Genomic DNA, 24,455 nt, shown 5'->3' with positions numbered 1-24,455 from the left:
GCAGGACCTCGAGTTCGGCGGTGCGCTCCATCAGGTTATAGTAGGTCTGTTCGCAGACGAGGCCGAGCGAGCCGCGCGCCTGGGCGGCGGCGTGCGTCGTGGCGATCTGCCAGCCGGCGTGATTGCTGGAGCCGACATAGAGGATCTTGCCCTGCTGGACGAGGATGTCGAGCGCCTGCCATAGTTCGTCGCGCGGCACGCTCATGTCCGAATGGTGCATCTGGTAAAGGTCGATACGGTCGGTGCCCAAGCGGCGCAGGCTGTCCTCGACGGCCTGGCGAATATGGTACGCGGACAGGCCGCGCCCGTTGGGATCGGTCTGCATCGGCTGGTAGAACTTGGTGGCAAGGACAAGCGAATCGCGCCGTCCGCCCCTGGCCAGCCATTCGCCCACGATTTCCTCGGAGGTGCCGTAGCCCTTTTCCATGTCGGGCTTCTGCGGGCCGCCATAGACGTCTGCGGTGTCGAAGTAGTTGATCCCTGCGTCGCGCGCGCCGTCCATGATCGCAAAGGCGTCGTCCTTCGCGGTCACATCGCCGAAGTTCATGGTGCCAAGGCACAGCGTGCTGACCTTGAGGCCGGTTCGGCCCAGTGTCTTGTATTCCATGAAAAATCTCCTTCCCGCCGCCCCCTTGGGGCAGCCTGCATGGCGTTGCACATGGAAACCCACGGGCGGGCAGGCGCGTTGCACGCGGCCTGCTCACCGGTGGCATGAGCCTCCTTCAGGAAGGCGTGGGCGGCCCCGCGTACCGTCCCGTCACTGTGGGAACGGGGCCGCCCATGACCGCGTTCAGCGTGTCGAGCTTGGCCTGGCTCAGCTTGCCGCGCAGTACCTTCGGGTCGAAGTGGCACTTGCCGAAGGCCGCGACGATGCCGTCCTTCACGCCGTCGAGTTCGTCGCACTGCTTGAGAACCGCGCTCGAGACAAGATCGAGGTCCGACTGGGTGAGCGCATCGTAGAACGGGCCCTTGCCGGCCAGTGCCTGGAACTGGCGCACATCCCAGACCGAGCCCAGCGCGGCACGGCTGAGGTGGAAGCCGGGATTGCCCGCGACCACGCCGTCGAATTCGGTAGGAAAGCGCATCGCGGCCTGCATCGCCTCGCGCCCGCCGTTCGAGCAGCCCATGAAGTAGGAGGTTTGCGCCGCGCGGCCATAGCGCGCGCGGATAAGCGCCTTGGCGGTGTCGCTCACCTTGCCGATCGAGGCGTAGGCCAGGTCGAGCACGGCCTGCTGGTCGACCGCGAAATCGAGGTTGGGCTTGTCGTGGCCGCTGTCCATGCTGACGACGGCATAGCCACGCTGCAGCGCGGGCGTCGCGGTCGAGCCGGTGCTCGGGATGGCGCCGATGGCGGGCGCAATGAAGCCGTCGGTGCCGCCACCGCCCTGAAACAGGAAACGACCGTTCCACTTTTCGGGCAGGCGCATCTGGAAGCGGATGGCGTAGTGACCGCCCACGCCCTCACGGTCGCCGATGCGGCCTTCGACAAGGCAGTGCGGGCCTGCGGGCACGGGGCGCGGCGATCCGCCGGTCATGCCGCTCATCGGGTCGGCCGGGATCGGGGCGCCTCGCCAACGGCTCGGGCCGTGTTCGCACCAGAGCGGCGTCGACGAGACGGGCTCCCCCGCGCGGGTTCAGTCGGAGCCGAACAGATCGCGGGTGTAGACCTTGTCCGCGACATCGCGGATGGCATCGGTCTGGCGGTTGGCGATGATGATGTCGCAGTCCTGCTTGAACGCGTCGAGGTCGCGCATGATCTTCGAGCCGAAGAAGGTCTCCTCGCTCATCGCCGGTTCGTAGATGACCACCTCGATACCCTTGGCCTTGATCCGCTTCATGATCCCCTGGATCGAGGATTGGCGGAAATTGTCGGAACCGGCCTTCATCACGAGGCGGTAGACGCCGACCTTCTTCGGGCTGCGGGCGATGATCTGGTCGGCCAGAAAGTCCTTTCGGGTCCGATTGGCATCGACGATCGCACGGATCAGGTTCTGGGGGACTTCGGAGTAGTTCGCGAGCAGCTGCTTGGTGTCCTTGGGGAGGCAGTAGCCGCCGTAGCCGAAGCTCGGGTTGTTGTAGTGCGTGCCGATCCGTGGATCGAGGCCAACCCCTTCGATGATCTGGCGGGTGTTGATGCCTCTGGAAATGGCGTAGCTGTCGAGCTCGTTGAAGAAGGCCACGCGCATTGCAAGATAGGTGTTCGCGAATAGCTTGATCGCCTCGGCCTCGTCGGCGTCGGTGAACAGGACCGTGATATCGTCCTTCTCCGCGCCTTGCACCAGCAGGTCGGCAAAGATCCGGGCGCGCTCTGTGCGTTCCCCCACGATGATCCGCGACGGGTTCAGGTTGTCGTAGAGGGCGCGGCCCTCGCGCAGGAATTCCGGGCTGAAGATGACCTGCTGCGTGTCCATGCGCTGGCGCACGTCCCGTACATACCCGACCGGAACCGTGGACTTGATGACGATCGTGGCCGCAGGCGCGTGGGTGGTCGCCAGCCCTATGACCGCTTCCACCGAGGAGGTGTCGAACTTGTCGGTTTCGACATCGTAGTTGGTTGGCGTTGCGATGATGACATAGTCGGCATCGGCCAGCGCCTCCTCGGGCGAGGTCGTGCCGCGCAGGTCGAGCTTGCGCTCGTGAAGGAACTCTTCCAGTTCCGCATCCACGATCGGTGACTGGCGTGCGTTGAGCATCTCCACGCGCTCGGCCGAAATATCGACGGCCACGACCGTGTTGTGCTGCGCGAGCAGGACGGCATTGGACAGGCCGACATAACCAAGGCCAAAGACAGCAATTTTCATCTACGAGTACTCTTGCGGTGGTAGTGCGGTGGTGCCGAAACGTTCGTGAACGATCAGACCTGTCGCCTCATACTGCGAACTTGGCAGGGGAATGTCACGTTTCGAAGAGTGGTAAGCCATCTGGGCTGCCTTGCGTAAGGCGCGGACATCGAGTGGGCTTCCTTTTCGTGGCATCGGGCCTTTCGTGACCTGCGGGTCGCGGAAGGCGGGACCGGACCTATGCGAGGGCCCGTAGTCGAACTCGCCCCCTGCGACAACGGCGACGTCGACCATCCGTGCGAATTCCTTGCCGAACATGCAGGAACGGGCCCGACGCGGAAGATCGCGGCGAGCCCGTCCGTGCTTGGGTACGATTATGTCGCGGCGCGGGGGGCAGCACGCAGACCTGATCTATCCGCGCGCGTCTCCCTGGTCAGTCGGGCAGCATGGCGGTGGGCCACCAGGTGATGATGTGCTCGTCGTGGGCAGAGGTCCACACGCCCTCGGGGGTGTAGCGCAGCGCCCCGCTGCCTGCCGCCTTGCCCATGCGCGCGGTGATTTCGGAAGTCGCCGCGTCGATGACGACGAAGCGCTGGTCGTCGGTGGTGCGCAGCCAGACCTTGCCCGCGCCGGTGTCGATGTCGCCCCACTTGAGGTTGTCACCGACCTTGATCCGGCCGGTCACCTCGACACTGGCCGGGTCGATGCGCGCCAGTGTGCCGTCGCCCTGTTCCTGCACCCAGACCGCGCCTTCGCCCGCAGCGAGGAAGCCGGGCGTCGTGCCAAGAGGGGTGCTTCCGGTCACGTTGTTGGTGGCTGGATCGATGCGCTGGAGCGTCTGCTTCTCGGCGCTGACGGCCCATACGGCATCAAAGCCATAGGCCAGATACCAGGTGCCCGGATCGACAGTGATCTGCGCGGTTACCGCGTTGGTGGCCGGATCGATGCGCGCGACCTGGCCGTTGGGATTGCTCGCGACCCAGATCGAGCCTGCGCCGAAGGCGACGTTCAGCTCGCCCGCCTGGTTGGCGATGCCGGTGTAGATCGCGGCAACCAGCTTGCCGCTGGCAAGATCGATGCGGTTGATCGTGCCCGCGCCGCAGTCCGCCACCCACAGCGATCCCGCCGCGATGCTCATGGTGCCACACGGGCGCCCGAGCGGAACCTGCGCCTGCTTGCCCTCGCGCGACCACTTCTCGACGCGGCCGCGATTGGTCGCCCACACGCTGTCGCCGTCGACGGCCAGGAAGTCCGCGAAATCGGGGACATGGACGACAGTCTCATCCTGCGCCAGCGCGGGGCTGGCGAGCGAAGCCATGACGGCGGCGGCGCCTGCCACCAGAGTGCGCGTGTACCTGTTCATCCGATGTCCCCCATTCAACGTAGTTTCCGCAAGAGTGCCTGGTGCGACCCGAAGCGAGGCTCTCGTCTCAGCCGAGGCTGGCGATGTAGTTGCGCCAACCGCCAAGAGCGGTGATGTCGGTGGCGCCGATCGTCGCGCGCGGCTCGGACACGAAGCCCTTGACGCTCGAGCCATCGGCCAGCGTCACCGTGCCGATGGCAAGCGGCGCGGGCACTTCGGCGACGAAGCTGCCGAATTCGGCTGCGCCCAGTTCGTAGACTTCGACCGGCAGGCTGGTGCCGCCTTCCTCGAAGACGAGGGCGGGCTTGGGGGGCGTGCTGTTGGCCAGCGCGTAGAGGCGGTAGCTGGGCGCGGTGTCGAAGGCGCCGATGAACTTGGCATCGCGCGAGGTCAGCTGCCAGTGGAGCGGCATGTCCTTCAGGTGGGCGCCGACAACGGCCAGTTTCACGGTTTCCATACGTCCCTCAAGATCAAGCGGTGGCAAAGGAGAAGATGCGCGCGCGGCCAGGTAGCCGTCAGCGACGTCGAGCAGTGCGCGGTCGGTGTCGGCGGGCCCGATCAGGGTCACGCCAAAGCCGGTGCCGTTGTCGCGGATCCCTGCCGGGACCGCCAGTGCGGCCATGTCCAGCAGGTTCACGAAGTTGGTGTAGTAGCCAAGGTTGGAATTGAGCGCGACGGGCGCCTTGGCCAGCTCGGCCACGCGGTAGGTGGTGCCGGTGGTCGGGAAGGCGAGCATGTCGACCTCCTCCCACAGAAGGTCCGCGTGGCGCTTCAGTTGCGCCATGCGGTAGATGCCGTTGAAGAGCTCGACCGCGCCGATCTTCAGGCCCGGTTCCACCACTTCGCGCACGACCGGATCGATGGCCTCGGGATCGCGCGTGAGCAGGTCTTCGATGGCCGCGGTGCGCTCGGCAACCCAGGGGCCGCCATAAAGGAGCAGGGCGGCTTCCTGGAGCGGGGCATAGTCGATCTCGACGATCCTGGCCTCGCGGCCCAGCACCTCGAGCGCCTGCTCGTAGAAGTATTCGGCTGCAGTGTCGCCGAAGAACTGGCGCTGATCCTTGCGCGGCACGCCGATGACCCTGGGCGCAAGCGGCGCGTCGGCCAGCGGCTTGGAGTAGGGATCGGCGACATCGAAGCCCGCGATCACGCCATCGACAAGGCGCGCGTCGGCGGTGTCGTCGGTGAAGACGGTGATGCAGTCGATGGTGCGGCAGGCCGGGACCAGCCCCTTGGTGCTCCAGCGGCCCTTGGTGGGCTTGAAACCGATGAGGTGGTTGAAGGCGGCGGGAACGCGGCCCGACCCCGCCGTATCGGTGCCCAGCGCAAAGGGCACGATGCCCGCCGCGACCACGACCGAGGAGCCGGAGCTGGACCCGCCGCTGACGTAGGCCTGGTTATAGGCGTTGCGCGGGATGCCATAGGGGCTGCGCGTGCCGACAAGGCCCGTGGCGAACTGGTCGAGGTTGGTCTTGCCGATGAGGATGGCGCCCGCCTCGCGCAGCCGCGCGACCACGGTGGCGTCCTCGTCCGGCGCGTAGGCGAAGGCGGGGCAGGCGGCGGTGGTCTGGAGCCCGGCCGCATCGATGTTGTCCTTCACCGCGAAGGGCACGCCCGCAAGCGGCAGGCTCTCGCCCGCCGCCACGCGCGCGTCCACCGTGCGGGCCTGCGCCAACACGTCCTCGGGCGCGGCGCGGCTGATCCAGATCTGGGGCTGGATCGCAGCGTAGCTTTCGGCCCGGGCGAGGGTTTCCTCGGCAACGGCAAGGGCGGTGAGGGTGCCCGCGTTGACACGGGCGGCAATGTCCGCAGCGCTGCGGCGGCTCAGGTCCTTCATGCGGTCCTCGACAGGGCGAGCATCGGCGAGCCGGGCTGCAGCGACTTGCCCTCTTCCATGTAGATCGCCGAGATCGTGCCCGAACCCGGGCTCTCGACAGGGGCTTCCATCTTCATCGCCTCGACCACCGCGATACGGTCGCCCGCCTTCACGATGTCGCCGGGCGAGACGAGAAGCTGGGCAACGACGCCGCCATAGGGGGCCTCGATGAGGTCGGCGCCTTCGGGCACGTCCACGGCTACGGGTTCGAGGTCTTCGACGTCCTCGGCCTGGGCCACGCGGTCGAATTCGCCGTTACGGTGCCATTCGGCGCGTTCCTCGTCGAACGCGGCCTGACGGGTGGCCTGGAATTCCCCGATCGATTCCGCGTTGTCCGCGAGGAACTTGCGGTAGTCGGCCAGACGGAATTCGCTCTCCTCGATCTGGATCGAGCGGCGTCCGTTGGGAAACTCGCGGCGCCATTCCATCAGCTCGTCCGGGCTTACCGGATAGAAGCGGATCTGGTCGAAGAAGCGCAGCAGCCAGGGCTTGCCGTCGGTGAAGGCGTCGGTCTGGCGGTAGGTGTTCCAGACCTGGATGGTGCGCCCGAAGAGCTGGTAGCCGCCCGGACCTTCCATGCCGTAGATGCACATGTACGCGCCGCCGATGCCCACGACGTTGGGCGGCGTCCAGGTGCGCGCCGGGTTGTACTTGGTGGTGACGAGGCGGTGGCGCGGGTCCATCGGGGTCGCCACCGGCGCGCCGAGGTAGACATCGCCCAGGCCCAGCACGATGTAGTTCGCGTCGAACACGATGTTGTTGACCGCATCGGCATCGGGAAGCCCGTTGACGCGGCGGATGAACTCGATGTTGTCGGGGCACCAGGGCGCATCGTCGCGCACGATCGACATGTACTTCTCGATCGTTTCAAGAGTGGCGGGATCGCGCCAGCTCAGGGGCAGATGGACCACGCGCGAGGGGACGGTGAAGTCCTCCAGATCGCCCAGACGCTCTTCGGCGGAGATGAGGGCGCCCAGCGCGTCCTTCTGGCGCAGCACCTCGCCATCGAAGTGGAACTGCAGCGAGCGGATGCCGGGCACGATGTCGATCACGCCGGGCAGGGCCATCTTCTCCAGCTCGGCCATCAGCGCGTGGACGCGGATGCGCAGCTCCACGTCGAGGACGATGTCGCCATACTCGATGAGGATGTTGCGGTCACCCTGCTGGCGGTAGACCGTGCGCGGACGGCCCGGGCCTTCGGGCAGCTGGGCGAGAATCGGGTCAAGGTCGGCAACGTCGCGCAGGGGCGTCGCCGGTACGGGCGTGCCGCTTTCGAGGAAGGCGCGCTGCGCGGCGTGGGCCGCATCGGCGTCATCCATGGTCACTGGCACGAAGCGCACCTTGTCGCCCGCGGTGAGCTGGCCGACCTTCCACAGGTCCGCCGCGATCACCACGAAGGGGCACACGAAGCCGCCCAGTGACGGGCCATCGGGGCCGAGGATAATCGGCATGTCGCCGGTGAAGTCGACCGCGCCGATGGCGTAGGCGTTGTCGTGGATGTTGGAGGGGTGCAGGCCCGCCTCGCCGCCATCGGTGCGCGCCCACTGCGGCTTGGGACCGACCAGGCGCACGCCGGTGCGGTTGGAGTTGTAGTGGACCTGCCAGCTCGCCGAGACGAGCGTGCCGATGTCATCGTCGGTGAAGAAGTCGGGCGCGCCGTGGGGGCCATAGAGGACCCGCAGCGTCCACTCGGTCGAGACCTCGGGGATCTCTGGCGTGGGGAGCGCTGCGCCCGTGGCCTTGCCCCCCAGGTGCAGCGTGTCGCCCGCGAGCAGACGGCGCGCGGCGGGACCGCCGAACTGGCCAAGTTCGAAGGTCGAGCAGCTGCCCAGATACGGCGCGACATCGAGGCCGCCCGCAAAGAGGATGTAGCCGCGCATACCGCCGCCGGTTGCCCGGCCCATCGAGAGGGTCTGGCCAGCTGCGATATCGAGCACGGTGCCGCGCGCGACCGGCTGGTCATCGAGCCGCGCGCCGAAATCCGCGCCCATCAGGCAGATGCGGGCAGGCGCGGTGAAGGCGAGCGTTGGGCCGGTGACGGTGATCTCGAGGCCCTCGGTGCCTTCGGGATTGCCGAGCAGGCGGTTGCCGAGGCGGAACGACTGGTCGTCCATCGGGCCTGAAGGGGGCACGCCGACCGCCCAGTACTTCTGGCGGCCCGGCCAGTCCTGCACGGTCGTTGCCGTGCCGCCGGCCACTACGCGAAAACCGTTGGGCTGGTAGGCGATGGTGTCGAGGACGCGGGTGGAGACCGCGCCGCTGGTGAATTCCGCGCAGCGGGTGACATCGCGCAGCCAGCGCAAGTTGGTCTCGATGCCGTCGATGCGGGCCGTGTCGGCCACCTTCTGGACGGCCGCGACGGCTTCCTCGCGGGTGGGGGCATGGACGATCAGCTTGGCGAGCATGGGATCGTACCAGGCGGTGATTTCGCTGCCGCCCGCAACCCAGGTCTCGACGCGGATGTCGTCCGGGAATTCCACGTTGGTGAGAATGCCCGTGGTCGGGCGATAGTCGAGCGAAGGGTCCTCGGCGTAGATGCGCAGCTGGACCGCGTGGCCCCGGGGCGCGCCGTGGTCTTCGGACAGGAAGGCGTAGTCGCCCGCGCCGCCACGGATCATCCATTCGACAAGGTCGATGCCGAAGACTTCCTCGGTGACGCCATGTTCGACCTGCAGGCGCGTGTTCATCTCCAGGAAGAAGAACTGCTCCTTGTCGGCATCGTAGAGGAATTCCACGGTGCCGGCCGAGCGGTAGTTCGCCGCCTCGCCCAGGCGAATGGCCGAGGCGATGAGTTCCGCGCGCACGGCCTGAGGAAGGCAGGGGGCAGGGCTTTCCTCGACCACCTTCTGGTTGCGGCGCTGCAGCGAGCAGTCGCGCTCACCAAGCGCCACGACCTTGCCTTCGCCATCGCCGAAAAGCTGGACCTCGATGTGGCGGGCGCGGCGGATGTAGCTTTCGAGGAACACGCCCGCATCGCCGAAGCTCGCCTGGCCCTGGCGCTTGACCGAGGCAAAGCCCTCGCGCACGTCGGCTTCGTTCTCGCACACGCGCATGCCGATGCCGCCGCCGCCCGCGGTGGCCTTGAGCATGATCGGGTAGCCGATCTTCGCGGCGGCCGCGACGGCCTCTTCCTCGTCGGTGAGGAGGTCGGTGCCCGGCGCCAGGGGCACGTCGTGCGCGGCGGCGAGCGCGCGCGCGGAGTGCTTGAGCCCGAAGGTCGAGATGTTCTCGGGCGTCGGGCCCACGAAGACGATCCCCGCATCGGCGCAGGCCTGCGCGAATTCGAGGTTCTCGGAGAGGAAGCCGTAGCCCGGGTGGATCGCGCCCGCGCCGGTTTCCTTGGCGGCCGCGATGATCGCTGCGATGTCGAGGTAGCTCTCGGAAGGCTTGGCCTCGCCGATGCAGACCGCAACGTCGGCCTCGGAGACGTGGAGCGAGCCCTCGTCAGCCTTGGAGTAGACCGCCACCGAGCGCAGGCCCATGCGGCGCAGGGTACGGATGATGCGGGTTGCGATCGCGCCCCTGTTGGCGATCAGGACGGTGTCGAAGTTCATGCGGTCACGATCATCCGGACAGGGCTCGGGTTGAAGCCGTTGCAGGGGTTGTTGATCTGCGGGCAGTTCGAGACGACGACGATGACGTCCATCTCGGCCTTGAGATCGACGGTGAGGCCCGGCGCCGAGATGCCATCGACAATGCCTAGCGACCCGTCCGCCTCGACCGGCACGTTCATGAAGAAGTTGATGTTCGAGACGATGTCGCGCTTGGTGCGCCCCTCGGTGAGGTTGGCGTTGAGGAAGTTCTCGACGCAGGCGTGCTGGGCCTTGGTGTGGTGGCCGTAGCGCAGCGTGTTCGATTCGCACGAGCACGCACCGCCGATGGTGTCGTGGTAGGCGACCGAGGTGCCCGCGATGGTCATCATCGGGTTGCCCTCGTTCGAGCGCAGCACGGTGCCTTCGCGCAGGAACAGATTGCCCTGCGCCGAAACGGTGTCCTGCGCGCTGTAGCGCTCGGCGTCGTCGGCCTCGGAATAGAGCAGGAAGTCGACGGCCTGGTTGCCTTCGACGTCCACGATGCGCAGCGTTTCGCCCGCCTTGATGTGGTGCAGCCAAGGGCCGCGCGCGGGAACGGTCTCGTCGTGGACAACGGCGCCGGAAAGATCGGCCAGGTAGGGATCAGCGGTCATGGCACTTGGTCCTTTCAGCGACGGAAGTAGTCTTCGACATTGAGGAAGGCGCGGCGGCCTTCGGGCGTGGCGTTGCGAACTGCATCGTCCTCGGGCGTGATGGGCCCGCGCCAGGCGGTCGCGCGAAGGGGGGTGCACGACCATTCCTCGCGCGGGTCCATCACGTGGGGGCAGTTGGCGATCACCACGATCACGTCCATTTCCGCGCGCAGGATCACGCTGCGCCCGGCATCGAAGGGGCCGGTGAGGGGGGTGACGACGCCGTCGTCCTCAACCCGCACGCCCTTGAACAGGTTGACGCACGGGTGCACGTCGCGCGGGCCCAGGCCATGCTTGGCCACCCCGTTCAGGAAGCGGTCGCGCCCGTTGGAGAAGTAGGGGGCGGGCTCCTGGCCCTTGCCGTACTTGGCCGCGCTCAGCTTCGCGTTGGAGACACCGCAGAAGCAGTCGTGCGTCTCGGCTTCGTCCTCGACCAGGCTCATCAGCACGCGGCCCATGTCGGAGAGGAGCAGACGGCCCTTCTCCAGATAGGCGTTCCACTGGACCTTGACGGTATCGGCGACGTTGAGTCGTTCGCTGGGCATCTCGGCGTTGAAGATCAGGAGCGAGGCGCAGGCATCGCCCTTGAGGTCGATAAGGCGCAGGCGCGAGCCGCGCGAGAGGCGCCGCGTGGCATAGCCGCCCGCCGCGATGGTCTCTTCCCAGACGAGGTCGCTGGGCGAAATGCCGGCGGGAAGATCGTCGGCCACCGGCGGCAGCACGGGCATGCTTTCCACCACGGTGCCTTCCATGCTGCGGGCATGGTCGCGCGCGGCCAGGGGATTTTCCAGGGTCTGTGTCATGGATGCGCTCCGGGAATGTGAGGGGGCGTGTCGGGGGCGCCGCGGTCCTGCTTGTGGAGCGGCGGCAGAAGCGAGGTGGTGGTCACCAGTTCGAGCTGCTGAAGGCCGCGCAGGCGGCGGATCGCGTCGCACAGCTCCTTGAGGCGGGCGTAGGGGCCCTGCACCAGGAGCACTTCCAGCGAACGGTCGTGTTCGAGGAAGATGTGCTGCGAGGAGATGATCTCCTTCAGGAAGCCGGACTGGGTGCGGAAGAGCTGGTGGCGCATGCGCCCGCGCTCGCCGCGGTAGACCATGGTGATCGTGCCCGCGAGCATCTCGTCGGGACGGAACAGGGACTCGTGCTCGGCCAGGGCCTGGCGGATCAGCTCGGCGATCAGCTGCGAGCGCGAGGGCAGGGCCCGTTCCGCCACCATCACGTCGAGCTGCCGGAACAGTTCGGCGGGCAAGCTCATGCTGAGACGGGCAAGGGAAGCGGATTCGGAGCTCATGCCTCTGGTCTCTCAGTTATTACGAACTTCGTCAATAGTAATACGCTCGGCGTGGTAGGTGACCTGCGCATTCTCCTTGTCGAGCGGCAGGTCGTAGACCACCGTCGCGCCGTAACGGTGCGGCGCCTGGGGATCGTGGCGGCGCTTGTCGAGCGTGAGCACACGGGTTCCCAGGGTGAAGGCCTCGCGGATGTCGTGGGTGACCATGACGATGGTCAGCGAATAGTCGCGCCACAGCCGCGAGATAAGCTCGTGCATGTCCGCGCGGATGCCCGGATCGAGCGCGCCGAGCGGCTCATCTAGAAGCAGGATGCGCGGGCGCTTGATGAGCGCCTGAGCAATCGCCAGACGCTGCTGCATGCCGCCAGACATCTGCGCCGGATAGCTGTCGAGATTGGCGCCGAGGCCCACCGCGGTCAGCATCTCGGCCGCTTCCTCGCGGGCCTTGCGTTTGGCCGAACCGAACAGGCGGGCGGAGAAGGGCGCGCCGTCGCATTCGTGCCCGAACATGACGTTGCGCAGCGCGGTCAGGTGCGGGAAGGTGGAATAGCGCTGAAAGACGACACCGCGGTCGGGCCCGCATTCGGGCGGCAGCGGCGTGCCGTCGAGCAGGATTTGTCCGCGGCTCGGGCCTTCCTGGCCCAGGATCAGGCGCAGGAAGCTGCTCTTGCCAGCGCCCGAGGGGCCGACCACCGAAACGAAGGACCCTTCCTCGATGTCGAGGCTGAGGTTCTCGATGATGACCTTGTCCCCATACTCGACCCAGACGTTGCGGAGGCTGAGAAGGCTGCTCAATGGTCGTCTCCATGGGCCCAGGCAAAGCCGCGCTTGCTGATCGTGACGAGGACGAAGTCGATGGCGATGGCAAGGAGCGCGATCCAGGCGACGTAGGGCAGGATCACGTCCATCGAGAGATAGCGGCGGACCAGGAAGATGCGGTAGCCAAGCCCGACGTCCGACGCGATGGCCTCGGCCGAGATCAGGAACACCCAGGCCGGGCCCAGCGCCAGACGGATCGCCTGGATCAGGCGCGGCATGGCCTGGGGCAGCGCGACGCGGATCATCACCTGCCAGCTGCTTGCGCCCAGCGTCTGGGCCTTGATGATGAGTTCGCGCGGGAGCGCCTGAACGTGGGCGGCGACGTCGCGGATCATGACCGGCGCAATGCCCACCACGATCAGCGCCACCTTGGCCGTCTCGCCAAGGCCGAGCGCGATGAAAAGGATGGGAAGGAGGGCAATCGGGGGGATCACCGCGATGCCCGTCACCAGCGGCCCGAAGGTGGCGCGCACAGGCGGCAGGATGCCGAGCACGAGGCCGACGGCGAGCGCCATCAGCGTCGAGATGCCAAGGCCGATGCCCAGGCGCTGGAGGCTCGCCAGCGTGTCGGCCCAGAAGATGAACTGCCCGGAGAGCTTGTCCGGCTCCATGATGAGCGCGGACATGCTCGAGACCATGGCCGAGGGAAGCGGCAGGATCTTGTCGGCCGGGTTGGCCTCGTGCCGCTGGACGGCCAGGAACAGGTAGGTCAGCACGAGGAGCAGGATCGGCAGCGATCCGAGGAAAATCCGGTTGCTCCGGCCGACCTGGCGATTCACCCAACGCATAAGCGGCGCCTCACCTCAGGTTCGATTTTTCGGGGGGAAGAGAAGGGAAGCGGCCGATCAGAGCTTCTTGTCGGCCGCCATCTTCATGAAGCTGTCGTCGAAACGCAGCGTGACGTTCTGCGCATTGCCCAGCGTCTTGCCGCCGGGGAAGGACATGCCCACGGTGTCGGCCGAAGGCGCACCGCCAAACAGGCCCTGCTCGAAGCTGAAATCGCGCACGCGGGTCATGGTGGTGACAAGCGCAGCATCGTCGGTTGCCTTCACCGCCTCGGCCGGATCGGCGTAAAGGTGGGTGGTGGCAAGCTGGCTGTCGAACTGGGCGGGGCTGGCACCGGCGAGCTTGGCCATGGCCGCGCGCGCGTCCTTGCCGGCGTCATTCTGCTGCTGCATCAGCGCGACCGTTTCGTACCAGATGCCGGTCAGCGCCTTGCCGAGCTTGGGGTTGGCCTTCAGCGTCTTGGTGTCGACAACGAGAAGGTCGAGGATTTCGCCGGGAATATCCGCCGAGCTGAACACCTCGTTGGCGCCGTCCTGCGCCTTCATCGAGGAGAGCTGCGGGTTCCAGGCCACTGCGGCCTTGACGTCGGTGCTGGCAAAGGCGCCCACGATGTCGGCGTCGGCGGTGTTGATGGTGTTCACGTCGCGCAAGGTCATGTTCACCGATTCGAGCGCGCGGGCGAGCAGGTAATGCGAGACCGAAAGCTCGACCAGGTTGACCGGCTGGCCCTTGATCGCCTTGAGATCCGATGCGTTCTTGAGCAGCACGCCGTCGTTGCCGTTCGAGTAGTCGCCCACGATGATCGCGCTGGTGTCCTTGCCGCCAGCGGCCGGGATGGTGAGCGCGTCCATGTTGGCGACCGTCACGCCGTCGAGCTTGCCCGCGGTGTACTGGTTTACCGATTCGACGTAGTCGTTGACCTGCACGATGTTGATCGTGATGCCGTACTTGTCGGCCCACTTCTTCACGATGCCGGCCTGCTGGGCATAGGGCCAGGGCATCCAGCCGGCGTAGATCGACCAGCCGATGTTGAATTCGGTGCGCGGGGTCTCGGGCGCGTCCGCAGGCCCGGAGCACGAAGCGGTGAAGAGCGCTCCGGTGGTCACGGCGAGGGCGGCGGCCTTGCGGATGGATGCGAGCATGAATCAGTCCCCTTTCGCAGCGCAACATTGCGCGTCTGGAAGGGCTTGTCCATCCAAAATGTATTACGTCGTGAAGATTGTGTAATACCGTGGCGGGCGCGGTGCTGACAGGTCGTCACCTGAGATGATGCGCATAGGATACGGCTTCCGGCGCGCATTTCTGCGCCTTTGAGCCCCTATCCAACCCGGTGGGGTTTCTCTTTGCACACGATCGTTGTCCGTGCGCGACGGGGCGCGTTCAGGCCGCTTCGGCGCCTCGCGCGGCTTTCCCGGTCACCGCCGAGGTCGCGGCCTCCAGGCCGTCCTGCTCGTGCAGTGGGGGCAGCAGCGCGGTGGTGGTGACAAGCTCGAGCTGGCTGACGCCGCGGATGCCGCGCAGCGCATCGGCCAGGTCGGCCAGGCGCACGGCCGGGCCCTGGACCAGCAGCACCTCGAGGGACTGGTCGTCCTCCAGGAATACATGCTGCGAGGAGATCACTTCCTTGAGGAACTCGGTCTGGCGCTCGGCAAGCTGCTGGCGCACACGGCCCCGGTCGCCGCGATAGACAATGGTGATCGTGCCTGCGAGCATCTCGTCGGGACGGGTGCGCGCCTCGTGCTTGGCAAGCGAGTGGCGGATCAGCTCCGCGATCAGTTGCGAGCGGGAGGGCAGACCGCGTTCCTCGACCATGATGTCGAGCTGGCGGAACAGGTCGGCGGGCAGGCTCATGCTGAGGCGGGCAAGTTCGGTGCTCATCGGTCTCTCAACTCGTCTCGTCTTGGGGCCCGCGCCGGGGCAAGGCATCCTCGAAGGATCGGGCGCGCTGTCTCTCCTCAATCGCGAAAAGTATTCGGCTTGTCCATCGGCAATATTACCACGTTCGCTCTTCGGTAATATCAAGGCGGTGCGGGTGGTCATGTTCGGGGTGAGGCGCCCGGAAGGCCACTCGCATCCGGGTGTGGCATAAGGGGCACAGCAACTCGCCAGAGTGCGGCGAATCGGGCTTTCGCGCGGCAAAACGGGAGCGTTGCAAACCGTTTCGTACGCGCCAGCAAGGGTGTGCAGCCAAGCATTTCCGGGACTTACGACTTTTTAATGCGCAATGTTGCAGACGCGAATTAATACTCTTGACGCAATCTGTAATATCAATACCGTGTCCGTATTCGCCACTCAGAGCGAGCTTGGACACGGGGAGGAGAACGCAAGGGTTGCGCCGTATTTCGGCGCGATGAGGGAGATTCGTAATGGCTCGAACGCCGACCTTCAGTCCGGATTGCCACGAGGAGCACGAACCAGTGTCTTCCAACGCTTCGGCTGTCGGAATTGACTTTGCACCGGCGCCGCGCGCGACGGGTTTCAAGGCTCTGTTGGTTGACCTTCTTCCGCCCTTCACGGTTCTTGCCGTCGTTCTCTTCTGGATGTTCGCGCCCGCCTCGCTGACGCAGAGCCCCTGGTCGCTGGTTATTGCCGGTCTTGCGGTGACGGCGTTCGTGCAACTTCTCGAGTGGGCCTTCGAGCGCCACGAAGGTTGGCGCATGAACGGCCGCGAATTCGCGACCGACGTTTTCTATGTGGTGCTGGGCTACACCGCCATCGGCTGGCTGGTCGAAGTGGCGGGCGATGGTCCGCTGTTCGCGCTCAAGGAATCGCTCGGCATCGCGACGCCCTGGGCGGGGGAACTGCCGTTCCTCGTGCAGGTCGTGATGGTCATGGTCCTGTTCGAGTTCGGGCAGTACTGGATGCACCGCCTGATGCACAATTCGACGCCGTTCTGGCTGACCCATGCCCCGCACCATCACGTCACCCAGCTCAATGCAATGAAGGGCTATGTCGGCAACCCGATCGAGCTGTTCCTGATCGGTCTGAGCGTCCTTGCCTTCTTCGATTTCGACGCGGTTGCGGTGTTCTGCGCCTTCAACGTGCTCGGCGTTGTCTCGACCTACGCCCATGCCAACGTGCGTTCGAACCCGCCGGCGTTCTATTCCTTCTTCTTCACCACCATCCGCCACCACAGCCTGCATCACTCGACCGACTACGAGAGCACGCGCTGCAATTACGCCAATTCGCTCATCCTGCTCGATCGCCTGATGGGCACCTACCGTGAGGGTGAGGCCACCGTGGTCGGCCAGGACGACCTGCGGCGCCTCACGATCCGGGAGCAGTTCCTGTTTCCCTTCCAGCCGGTGATCGATCGCCTGCGCAGCACGACCAAGACCACGAAGGCGTCGACCGGCCAGCCGTAACGCGCCGGGCGCATCCGGCGCGCGCAGCATCCCGTGTGCGCCGGGTCTTCATTCCACCAACCATTCGGATCCGGCCCTGGCGGCGTGCTGTCAGGGAACGGGCAAGCTTTAACTAAAATCTACAGGGGGTTTGCATGTCAATTCGGGGACAATTCAAGGCCGGGCTCTTGTGCGCGACCGGCATTACCTGCGCGGCGCTGGCCTCGCCCGCGTTGGCCGATGAGGCGGCCGACGCACCGGCGGATGTCGCAGCTCCGGCGAGCGCCGCGGCGGCTGCCGATGCGCCTGCGCTGGTCGGCTCGGCGATCGTCGTCTCGGCCACCCGCCGCGACACCACGATCATGGAAACGCCGATCAACATCAGCGCGATCAGCGGTGATGATCTGCAGGAACAGCACATCGACGACATGCGCAACCTGGGCGCCTTCACGCCGGGTGTGACGATCCTCGACAACGGTCCGCGCGGCGCAGGCACGATTGTCATGCGCGGCCTGTCGGCCAGCGACACATCGGCCACGGCCGGTGACAACTCGAACTCGGCCGTCGGCATGTACCTGGGTGAAGTGCCCATGTACTACGACTTCAAGCTGATCGACATCAACCGCGTGGAAACGCTGCTTGGGCCCCAGGGCACGCTCTATGGTCTGGGCACGCTGGCTGGCGCCATGCGCAACATGCCCAACCGCCCCGACGCCAGCGAATTCTCGTTCGAGGGCAGCGGCCGCGTCTTTGACATGGCCCACTCGGGCGACACCGGCTACAACGGCTACGGCGTCGTCAACGTGCCGATCGTGGAGGACACGATCGCGTTCCGCTCGGCGACCGGCTACTACTTCAACCCGGGCTTCATCGACTATCCCTACCTGCTGCAGGAGCCGGGAACGTCCATTCCGCAGCCGGGCGGCGTCGACAATCCGCTCGGCAGCGAGGCGGACCAGGACGCGAACTTCACGCGCGGCAAGGATCTCAACTTCGAGCGCACCTTCACCACCCGCAACCAGCTTGGTTTCTACGCCGACGATCTCAAGGTCTACGTGACCTACGCGCATCAGGAGACCAAGACCGACGGCCGTTCGGCCAATGGCGGTGGTGTCGTGGGTGAGGGCCGCTACGAGGCGCCCTGGCGCTACATGGAGCCGGCCAAGCGCAGCGGCGACCTCCTCTCGCTCGAGGTCGAGGGCAACGTCGCGGACGCGGTCAACGTGGTGTTCGTCTCGGCCTATACCCAGCGCAAGTCGGAGTATCAGGGCGACAACACCGACCTCCTGATCGACCTCGACTACGACTACGAACATTTCCCCGGCTTCTCGAGCTACAACCAGTCGAACCAGAAGGAGCACGCCTTCACCAACGAGCTGCGCTTCGTCTCGACCTTCGACGGACCGTTCAGCTTCGTGGCTGGTGCCTTCTGGAACCGCCAGTCGTACCGCTCGAACTACGACGAGTACGTCCCCGGCTTCCCCGAATGGGCGAACGAGAACTGGGGCACCGACCTCGAGACCGACCCTTCGGTGGACGGCTACGCGCATGAGTACTCCTCGTTCGTGCGCTCGACCAACGACGAGAAGGGCCTCTACGGCGAGGCGACGGTGCACTTCACCGATGACCTGCAGGTCACCGGGGGCTTGCGCTACTACAAGTACGATGCCTGGGTGAATGGCGGCTCCTACCTGCCGCTCTGGGCCGACGACTACAGCTCGCGCTCGGGCAGTACTTCGAAGGACGGCCTCGTCTACAAGATCAACGCTTCGTGGAACATCACGCCCGAATTCATGGTCTACGGCACCTGGTCGACCGGCTACCGCATCGGCGGCGTGAACCGCGTGGCGCCGTGCAGCCAGGAAGTCATCGACATCCACGAAGCCGGTGGTGAGCAGAACGGCCAGACGCTGTGCGCCCTGCCCAACGAACTCGACTACGGTCCCGACGAGACCAAGAACGCCGAAATCGGCATGCGCGCTCAGCTGTTCGACAACAAGCTGATGCTCACGCTGGCGGCCTTCCACGTCGGTTGGGACGGCATCCAGCTTGACGGTCAGACCACCTACGGTGCCATCGGCATCACCTCGAACGGCGGCAAGGCGGTCTCCAAGGGCATCGACGTCTCGTTCCAGGCGCAGCCGCTGCCCGGCCTCTCGATCCGCGGCAACTACTCCTACCTTGATGCGCACCTGACCGAGGACGTGCCTGCCCTGCTCTCGATTGCCGGTGGCGATCTTGTCGGTGCCTTCTCGGGCGACCGTCTGCCCGGCTCGGCCAAGAACAAGGGCGCGATCGGGGCGACCTACGAGATGCCGGTGGGTGACAACGCGCTCAACTTCGGCTGGACTGCGACCTATACCGGGAACATCCTGACCCGCGTGGGCAGCCGTGGCGGCGGCGAGAAGCTGCCGGATTACTGGATGCACCAGGCCAACATCACCTACAAGACCGACCGTTTCGACGTGGGTGTGTTCGCGACCAACATCTTCGATACCTACGCGGTGACCGGCGTCAGCAACGACCTCACCCGCCGCAATCTGATCAACGACGGGGTGATCTCGCGCTACTACGCGCGCTCGGTGGCCCAGCCGCGCACCATCGGTGTGCAGGGCACCGTGCGCTTCTGACGCACTGATCTGAAGTTGGCCCCTGAATAGAGAAGGGCGCGGTACCATCGGGTGCCGCGCCCTTTTTGCTGCGCCGTGCTGGCGAGGGGCGCCGCTCGGGCGCGCCTGTGCTCAGTCGAGCGGGATGCCGCGCGCGTGGAAGAAGGCGGCAACCTTCTCCATGTCGGCGGCGTGGGTCTTCCAGCGCCCGATCCCGTCGCGGTTGAGCGTGCGGCGCACCTGCGCGGCGCTGGGGGTCGCGACGGCGGCGGTGTTGCGGTGGAAGTCGAGGCAGGCCGCATCCCAGTCGAGCCCGCAATGGGCCAGGAGGCGGCGGGTTTCCTCCTCCTGGTTGTCGACGAGCGCCTCGTAGCCGAACTGGAGTACCCGTCCCGGAAAACGCGTCTCCCAGAACGCCATCAGCGCATCGAAACGTGCGTAGTAGCGCGCCGTGTCCATGAGGTCGTAGGAGTAGGCGTAGTAGGCCGACGTCGTGGCGAACAGGTTGCGCAGGTTGCTCCAGACCGTGTCCATCGCGCCGCGGCGCAGGCACACGATCCTGGCGTTCGGCAGCGCCTGCAGGATGTGGCCGATATAAAGGAAATTGGCGGGCAGCTTGTCGGTGAAGCGGGGCGTCTTGCTGCGCCGATGATGGCGCGCGCGGGCAAGGTAGGCCTCACCGATGGCTGCGGGCGCGCAGTGCGCGCTTGCCGCGATCGTCGGGGCATCGATGACCTGGCGCGAGGGCGTGCGGGCCATCTGCTTCACCGCCAGCGGCATCGCCTGCAGCTCGCCGGTCGCCTCCACGTCGCGGTGTGAGGAGAGGATACGGTCGACCAGCGTGGTGCCCGTGCGCGGCATGCCGACCACGAAGATCGGGGCGGCATCGGGGCAGCCCGGCTGGGTGGCGAGCGCGGTGTCGGTGCGCTGGAAGAGCGCTTCCAGGGCCTCGAAGATGGCCGCATCCTGCGCAAAGTCATAGCCCGTCGCGCGCTTGTGCGCGGTGTTCGCGGCGCGAAGCTGCGCGAAGGCTTCGGCGGGGGCGCCTATGTCCTCCAGTTCCTTGGCCAGCGCGTAGCGCAGGCGCAGCGTGTCGCCGGGCGGCGGGGCGCTGGCGAGCACGTTTTCAAGGCGCGCCACATTGTTGGCCTCGCGCGTCTGGCGTTTCAGGATCGAAAGGGCGTAATGCACCCGCGCATTGCCGGGATCGGCGGCGAGGATCGTCTCGTAATGCGTGCGCGCCTCCTCGACTTTTCCCGTAAAGCCCAGCGCCGCGGCAAGGTTGTAGCGGTAGTCGAGGTTGTCGGGTGCGACCTCCACCGCGCCGGTGAAGGGGGCAAGCGAGGCTTCGTGGTCGCCCAGCCGCGCCAGCACGCAGCCCAGCGTGTCGAGCGCGAGCGGATCCGTGCAGGGGAGCGCCAGCGCGCGCGCGGCGACTTCGCCCGCCTCGCCATCGCGGCGCAGCAGGATCAGCGTCTTGGCCAGCTGGGCGAGATACTCGGCGTTGCCGGGCGCCATCTGTGCTGCGCGCTGGAGCAGGGGACGCGCCTTGCCGAATTGCCCGCTTTCCGCCGCGGCCATCCCGACCAGGAATGGACCTGCGGGGTCGCTGGGGGCGCTCTGGCAGAGAGTCTGCGCAGCAGTGGCGGCTCCGGCGATGTCGCCGCGTCGCAGGGCCGCGCGAGCCTGGTCTTCGAGTGTCATGGCATCCTTGTTCGCTGTCGCGGGGGTGCTCCGGTCCCGCGCGACGGCGCGGCGCCTGTTTATCGGAGCCTAACCGGGCAGGCGGGAGGCGGCAATTGCCTTTGCGCATGTCAGGCCGAGTCCACCCGTAGCGGGCGCCACGTGCGCGCGGACGCGCGCGAATCGGTTATGCGGGGAGGCGGTTGCACCGTCGGGTTTGCAAGGCGGTCCAAGGGCTTGCCGCCCCGGTCTTGCGCGCAAGGGGGCTTCGTGAGACGCTTCGCGTTCAGGGAGCGGGCGATCCGGCCAGTCAGGTGGTCGGGCGCAAACTCCGGGATTCTACGCATTTTGTGCCTGCCGGTGCCCCTCGGCGCACCAAGAAAACCGGAAAAAACAGTGCTGCGGCAATAATATGCGCCCCAGGTCCATTTGGGCATGGACAGCTGCAGAATCGATTATTACGATACCTGTATTCAGTATTACTAGAACGATTGGCTGCGTATTACGGGGGTAGGTAATATGGACGGAGTTCGCGTAGGAAAACGTATCATCGGGGCTGACTCTCCCGTCACTATCGGCTGGGAAAACCTCGGCCGGGTCCAAGGTGGCCCGGTAAAGCGTTTCATCTTCACCTGGTTTCAGCCCGCGGTGCTTGTCGCGCTCGTGCTGTTCTGGATGTACGCGCCCGATTCCATTGCCAAGACCTCGACCGCGATCGGCATCGGCATCGGCTTCAAGGCGCTGCTCTACGTGCTGGAGTGGGTGAGCCCGCGCTACCAGAGCTGGCGTCTCACCTGGAAGGAACTGGTCGTTGACCTGTTCTACGTCGCCATCGCCTACACGCTGATCCGTGCCGTGGGTAAGCACTTTGGCAGCGATGTCTGGGCCGAACACATCCTGGCCGCCTTCAACTGGGAAAAGTTCGCCTGGTTCACGGATATGCCGCTCCTGCTCCAGGCCTTCCTGATCACGCTCTTCGCGGACATCTGCTACTACTGGATGCACCGCGGCATGCACAACTGGTACCCGCTGTGGCTGACCCACTCGGTCCACCATTACATTACCCAGCTCAACATCAACAAGGGATCGATCGGCAGCCCCATCGAGATCTTCCTGATCGGTCTTGGCATCGGCGGCTTCTTCGACTTCCTGCCGCGCGCCGCGCTGCTCGCCGGTTCGCTGGGCATGGCGATCAGCATCTACCAGCACGCCAACATCCGCTTCAACACGCCGCGCTGGTGGGGCTATGTGTTCAACACGACCGAACACCACAGCGTGCACCACTCGCAGGACTTCGAGGGCAGCCGCAGCAACTACTGCAACACCTACATCTTCCTCGACCGCATCTTCGGCACCTGTGTCGATGGCGAGGCGGAAGTGCTTGGCATGGAAGGCGGCCGCCGCATGTCGATCTGGGAGCAGATGCACTACCCCTTCACCGAGGCCTGGAAGACCAGCAAGGCCTTCGTCCAGCGCCGCCTGCATCCGGGCGCCTCGGGCTCGACCGTACCTGCCGAATGATGCTGGCCGGGCGCCCTTTGCGGGGCGCCCGCCTGCGCCCCTTATCGTTTTTCGTGACCGGTGCGCCGGTCCGCAGGACAGCCATGTCCGCCGTACGCCACCCCGGGAGTACCCTTCGCGTGAACTTGCCTCTTATCGACACCATCTGGCGCGTGCGCGGGTCGCTCCCGCTCGACACCGCCGCGCCCGCCTCGGAGATCTTCGCGCGCCTTGAAAGCCTGTTCCAGGTGGCCGGCACCAGCTACGAGATCGAGAACGATGCTCTGACCTTCCGCAAGAAGGACCCGCTCTCGCAGGACAAGATGTCGATCTACAAGAGCGGCACCTTGAACGTGCGCCACGAAGGCGAGGGGCGCTCGCTCGCCTGGGACATGCACAGCCCGGCGTTGATGTTCTGCTTCTGCCTGCCCTTCTTCTTCCTCGGCGTTGCCTGGCTGCTCGAGGAATCGCGCACGCCCAGTTTCGTCTTCACCGGGATCTTCGCGTTCCTCTACGTGGTGGGGCGCATTCTCGAACCGCGCCTGTTCCGGGCCGAACTGCGCCGCCGCATCGCAGGCGAGGTGAACGGCGACATGGGCGCTCCCGCCCACTCCTGACCGGAAAAGCGCTGTTTCTTGATCCATGTCGGGTTTGCTGGCCCGCCGCCATGCTAGTCTTCGCCGCGAGGAGCGAGGGAGAATACGCAGCATGGCGACGGTCGAGACACCTACTGGCATGGGGACCGGCGCGGCACGAACCGCACAGTTTCATCTTCTGGCCAAGCCGAGCGGCCCGGCCTGCAATCTTGACTGCGACTACTGCTTCTATCTGGAGAAGGAAGCGCTCTACGAGCGTCCCGCCAAGCGTCGGATGGCCCCCGAGGTGCTCGACGCCTACGTGCGCAATGTGCTCGCATCGACACCGCCCGAGGCAACGCCGCTCTTTGCCTGGCAAGGCGGCGAACCGACCTTGCAGGGCCTGCCTTTCTTCCGCGAGGCGGTACGGTTGCAGAAGCTGTATGCCGCCGGACGTCCGGTCACCAACACGCTCCAGACCAACGGCATCCTGATCGACGAGGATTGGGCGCGCTTTCTGGCCGAGGAGCGCTTCCTCGTCGGCCTCAGCCTCGACGGGCCGGCCGAGGTCCATGACCGCTACCGCCGTTACCGTTCGGGTGCGCCTTCGCACCACCTGGTGATGGCAGCGCTGGAACGGCTGCAGCGCCATGGTGTCGACTACAACGTGCTGACCTGTGTGGACCGCCATTCCGCGCGCCAGCCTCAGGCGATCTACGACTTTCTGAAGGCCGCAGGTGTCGAGTTCATCCAGTTCACCCCTGTGGTCGAGCGTATGGCCGGGCGCGATTACGCCGCGCAGGGCTTCGACCTCGAAGGCCCCGGCGCGTCCCCTGCGCACGGCAAGTCCCCGCAGGTTGCGCCCTTCGCGGTTCTGCCCGAGGCCTGGGGCGACTTTCTCGTTGGCGTGTTCAACCGCTGGCGCAAGGCCGATATCGGGCACATCTTCGTGATGAACATCGAGTGGGCGCTGGCCTCGTACATGGGCCAGCCGGGTGCGGTGTGCCTGCACCAGAAGCAATGCGGGCACGCCCTGGCGAGCGAATACAACGGCGATGTCTATTCCTGTGACCACTACGTCTATCCCGACTATCGCCTGGGCAACCTTGCCGAAGACAGCATTGCCGACATGGTCCTGTCCACGCGCCAGCAGGCGTTCGGCGAGGCCAAGTGGCGCGATCTGCCGGGCAAGTGCCGCTCCTGCGCGCAGCTGACACTGTGCTGGGGAGGCTGCCCCAAGCATCGATTCACCCGCATGCGCGACGGGGAAGCGGGGCTCAACTATCTATGCCGGGGTTACGAGCGCTATTTCCGCCACATCACGCCCTGGCTGAGCGCGATTGCCCAGCGGGTGATGGCAGGGCAGCCGCTCGACCCGATCATGGCGATGAGCCCGGCGCAGGTACGTGCGCTGGCGTAGAACGTAGAAGACCGGATCCGAGGGCCATCGCCCTCGGGCTCCCCGAACTGTCGACCCCACCTTGCACGCGCTGCCTTGGCTGAGAAAGGTGAGGGCGCCCATTCTGGGGTCAAGGGGTGATGACCCCTTGTATAATTCTTTTCTATTCCCTTGTGCAGCCTTCCGGCATCTGCGCCCAGCGGCG

General features: G+C 65.9%; 19 protein-coding genes. 5 read left to right on the top strand and 14 right to left on the bottom strand.

The window, feature by feature from the left end:
- The 13 genes from MTR65_RS12870 to MTR65_RS12810 all read right to left on the bottom strand — a co-directional run.
- Window positions 1-607, bottom strand: a 607-nt coding sequence (locus tag MTR65_RS12870) for an aldo/keto reductase (RefSeq protein ID WP_243800818.1), incomplete at its 3' end; no start/stop codon positions are given.
- A gap of 115 nt (window positions 608-722) precedes the next feature.
- Window positions 723-1,544: a tannase/feruloyl esterase family alpha/beta hydrolase gene (locus MTR65_RS12865; RefSeq protein WP_243800817.1), complete on the bottom strand. Its 822-nt coding sequence runs from the start codon at window positions 1,542-1,544 to the stop codon at window positions 723-725.
- Window positions 1,545-1,634: 90 nt separating this feature from the next.
- Window positions 1,635-2,801: a nucleotide sugar dehydrogenase gene (locus MTR65_RS12860; protein WP_243800816.1), complete on the bottom strand. Its 1,167-nt coding sequence runs from the start codon at window positions 2,799-2,801 to the stop codon at window positions 1,635-1,637.
- Window positions 2,802-3,213: 412 nt separating this feature from the next.
- On the bottom strand, window positions 3,214-4,143 hold the full coding sequence (locus MTR65_RS12855; RefSeq protein WP_243800811.1) for a Vgb family protein: 930 nt from the start codon (window positions 4,141-4,143) through the stop codon (window positions 3,214-3,216).
- A gap of 67 nt (window positions 4,144-4,210) precedes the next feature.
- Window positions 4,211-5,980, bottom strand: coding sequence for an allophanate hydrolase (gene atzF / locus MTR65_RS12850; RefSeq protein ID WP_243800806.1), 1,770 nt, complete (start codon window positions 5,978-5,980; stop codon window positions 4,211-4,213).
- Window positions 5,977-9,573, bottom strand: a complete 3,597-nt coding sequence (gene uca / locus MTR65_RS12845; protein WP_243800803.1) for an urea carboxylase — start codon at window positions 9,571-9,573, stop codon at window positions 5,977-5,979. Before uca ends, atzF begins: the two co-directional genes overlap by 4 nt.
- Window positions 9,570-10,205, bottom strand: coding sequence for an urea amidolyase associated protein UAAP2 (locus MTR65_RS12840; RefSeq protein WP_243800802.1), 636 nt, complete (start codon window positions 10,203-10,205; stop codon window positions 9,570-9,572). Before MTR65_RS12840 ends, uca begins: the two co-directional genes overlap by 4 nt.
- Window positions 10,206-10,219: 14 nt before the next feature.
- The gene (locus tag MTR65_RS12835; protein ID WP_243800801.1) at window positions 10,220-11,047 is read right to left on the bottom strand and encodes an urea amidolyase associated protein UAAP1; all 828 of its coding nucleotides are present in this window, start codon (window positions 11,045-11,047) and stop codon (window positions 10,220-10,222) included.
- Window positions 11,044-11,535 carry a CopG family ribbon-helix-helix protein gene (locus MTR65_RS12830; RefSeq protein WP_039390659.1) on the bottom strand — a complete coding sequence of 164 codons (492 nt, stop codon included), beginning with the start codon at window positions 11,533-11,535 and terminating at the stop codon, window positions 11,044-11,046. Before MTR65_RS12830 ends, MTR65_RS12835 begins: the two co-directional genes overlap by 4 nt.
- A 12-nt stretch (window positions 11,536-11,547) precedes the next feature.
- Window positions 11,548-12,330, bottom strand: a complete 783-nt coding sequence (locus tag MTR65_RS12825) for an ABC transporter ATP-binding protein (RefSeq protein WP_243800800.1) — start codon at window positions 12,328-12,330, stop codon at window positions 11,548-11,550.
- On the bottom strand, window positions 12,327-13,142 hold the full coding sequence (locus tag MTR65_RS12820; RefSeq protein ID WP_039390662.1) for an ABC transporter permease: 816 nt from the start codon (window positions 13,140-13,142) through the stop codon (window positions 12,327-12,329). Before MTR65_RS12820 ends, MTR65_RS12825 begins: the two co-directional genes overlap by 4 nt.
- 57 nt (window positions 13,143-13,199) lie before the next feature.
- The gene (locus tag MTR65_RS12815) at window positions 13,200-14,282 is read right to left on the bottom strand and encodes a putative urea ABC transporter substrate-binding protein (protein ID WP_243800799.1); all 1,083 of its coding nucleotides are present in this window, start codon (window positions 14,280-14,282) and stop codon (window positions 13,200-13,202) included.
- Window positions 14,283-14,520: 238 nt separating this feature from the next.
- Complete coding sequence (locus MTR65_RS12810) at window positions 14,521-15,018, bottom strand: CopG family ribbon-helix-helix protein (RefSeq protein ID WP_148627542.1); 498 nt, start codon at window positions 15,016-15,018, stop codon at window positions 14,521-14,523.
- Window positions 15,019-15,506: 488 nt separating this feature from the next.
- Between MTR65_RS12810 and MTR65_RS12805 the strand changes: the two genes are divergently transcribed.
- Together MTR65_RS12805 and MTR65_RS12800 are read left to right on the top strand one after the other, a co-directional pair.
- On the top strand, window positions 15,507-16,505 hold the full coding sequence (locus MTR65_RS12805) for a sterol desaturase family protein (protein WP_419145048.1): 999 nt from the start codon (window positions 15,507-15,509) through the stop codon (window positions 16,503-16,505).
- A gap of 134 nt (window positions 16,506-16,639) precedes the next feature.
- Window positions 16,640-19,114 (top strand): TonB-dependent receptor, encoded by a 2,475-nt coding sequence (locus MTR65_RS12800; protein WP_243800797.1) that lies wholly within the window; start codon window positions 16,640-16,642, stop codon window positions 19,112-19,114.
- 111 nt (window positions 19,115-19,225) lie between these two features.
- Here the strand turns inward: MTR65_RS12800 and MTR65_RS12795 are convergent, their stop codons facing one another.
- Window positions 19,226-20,797 carry a tetratricopeptide repeat-containing sulfotransferase family protein gene (locus tag MTR65_RS12795; RefSeq protein WP_243800794.1) on the bottom strand — a complete coding sequence of 524 codons (1,572 nt, stop codon included), beginning with the start codon at window positions 20,795-20,797 and terminating at the stop codon, window positions 19,226-19,228.
- Between the two features lie 498 nt (window positions 20,798-21,295).
- Between MTR65_RS12795 and MTR65_RS12790 the strand changes: the two genes are divergently transcribed.
- The 3 genes from MTR65_RS12790 (at window position 21,296) to MTR65_RS12780 (ending at window position 24,271) form a co-directional block, all read left to right on the top strand.
- Entirely contained in the window at window positions 21,296-22,297 is a 1,002-nt protein-coding gene (locus MTR65_RS12790; protein ID WP_243800792.1) for a sterol desaturase family protein, read from the top strand.
- A gap of 119 nt (window positions 22,298-22,416) precedes the next feature.
- Window positions 22,417-22,893 carry a hypothetical protein gene (locus MTR65_RS12785; RefSeq protein ID WP_226634893.1) on the top strand — a complete coding sequence of 159 codons (477 nt, stop codon included), beginning with the start codon at window positions 22,417-22,419 and terminating at the stop codon, window positions 22,891-22,893.
- A 91-nt stretch (window positions 22,894-22,984) separates the two neighbouring features.
- On the top strand, window positions 22,985-24,271 hold the full coding sequence (locus tag MTR65_RS12780; protein WP_243800790.1) for an anaerobic sulfatase maturase: 1,287 nt from the start codon (window positions 22,985-22,987) through the stop codon (window positions 24,269-24,271).
- The last annotated feature ends 184 nt before the right edge of the window (window positions 24,272-24,455 follow it).

The organism is Novosphingobium mangrovi (genome assembly GCF_022818885.1).
Lineage (GTDB): Bacteria > Pseudomonadota > Alphaproteobacteria > Sphingomonadales > Sphingomonadaceae > Novosphingobium > Novosphingobium mangrovi.
Note: the sequence above shows the minus strand (reverse complement) of the source record. Positions and strands in the feature narration are given on the sequence as shown.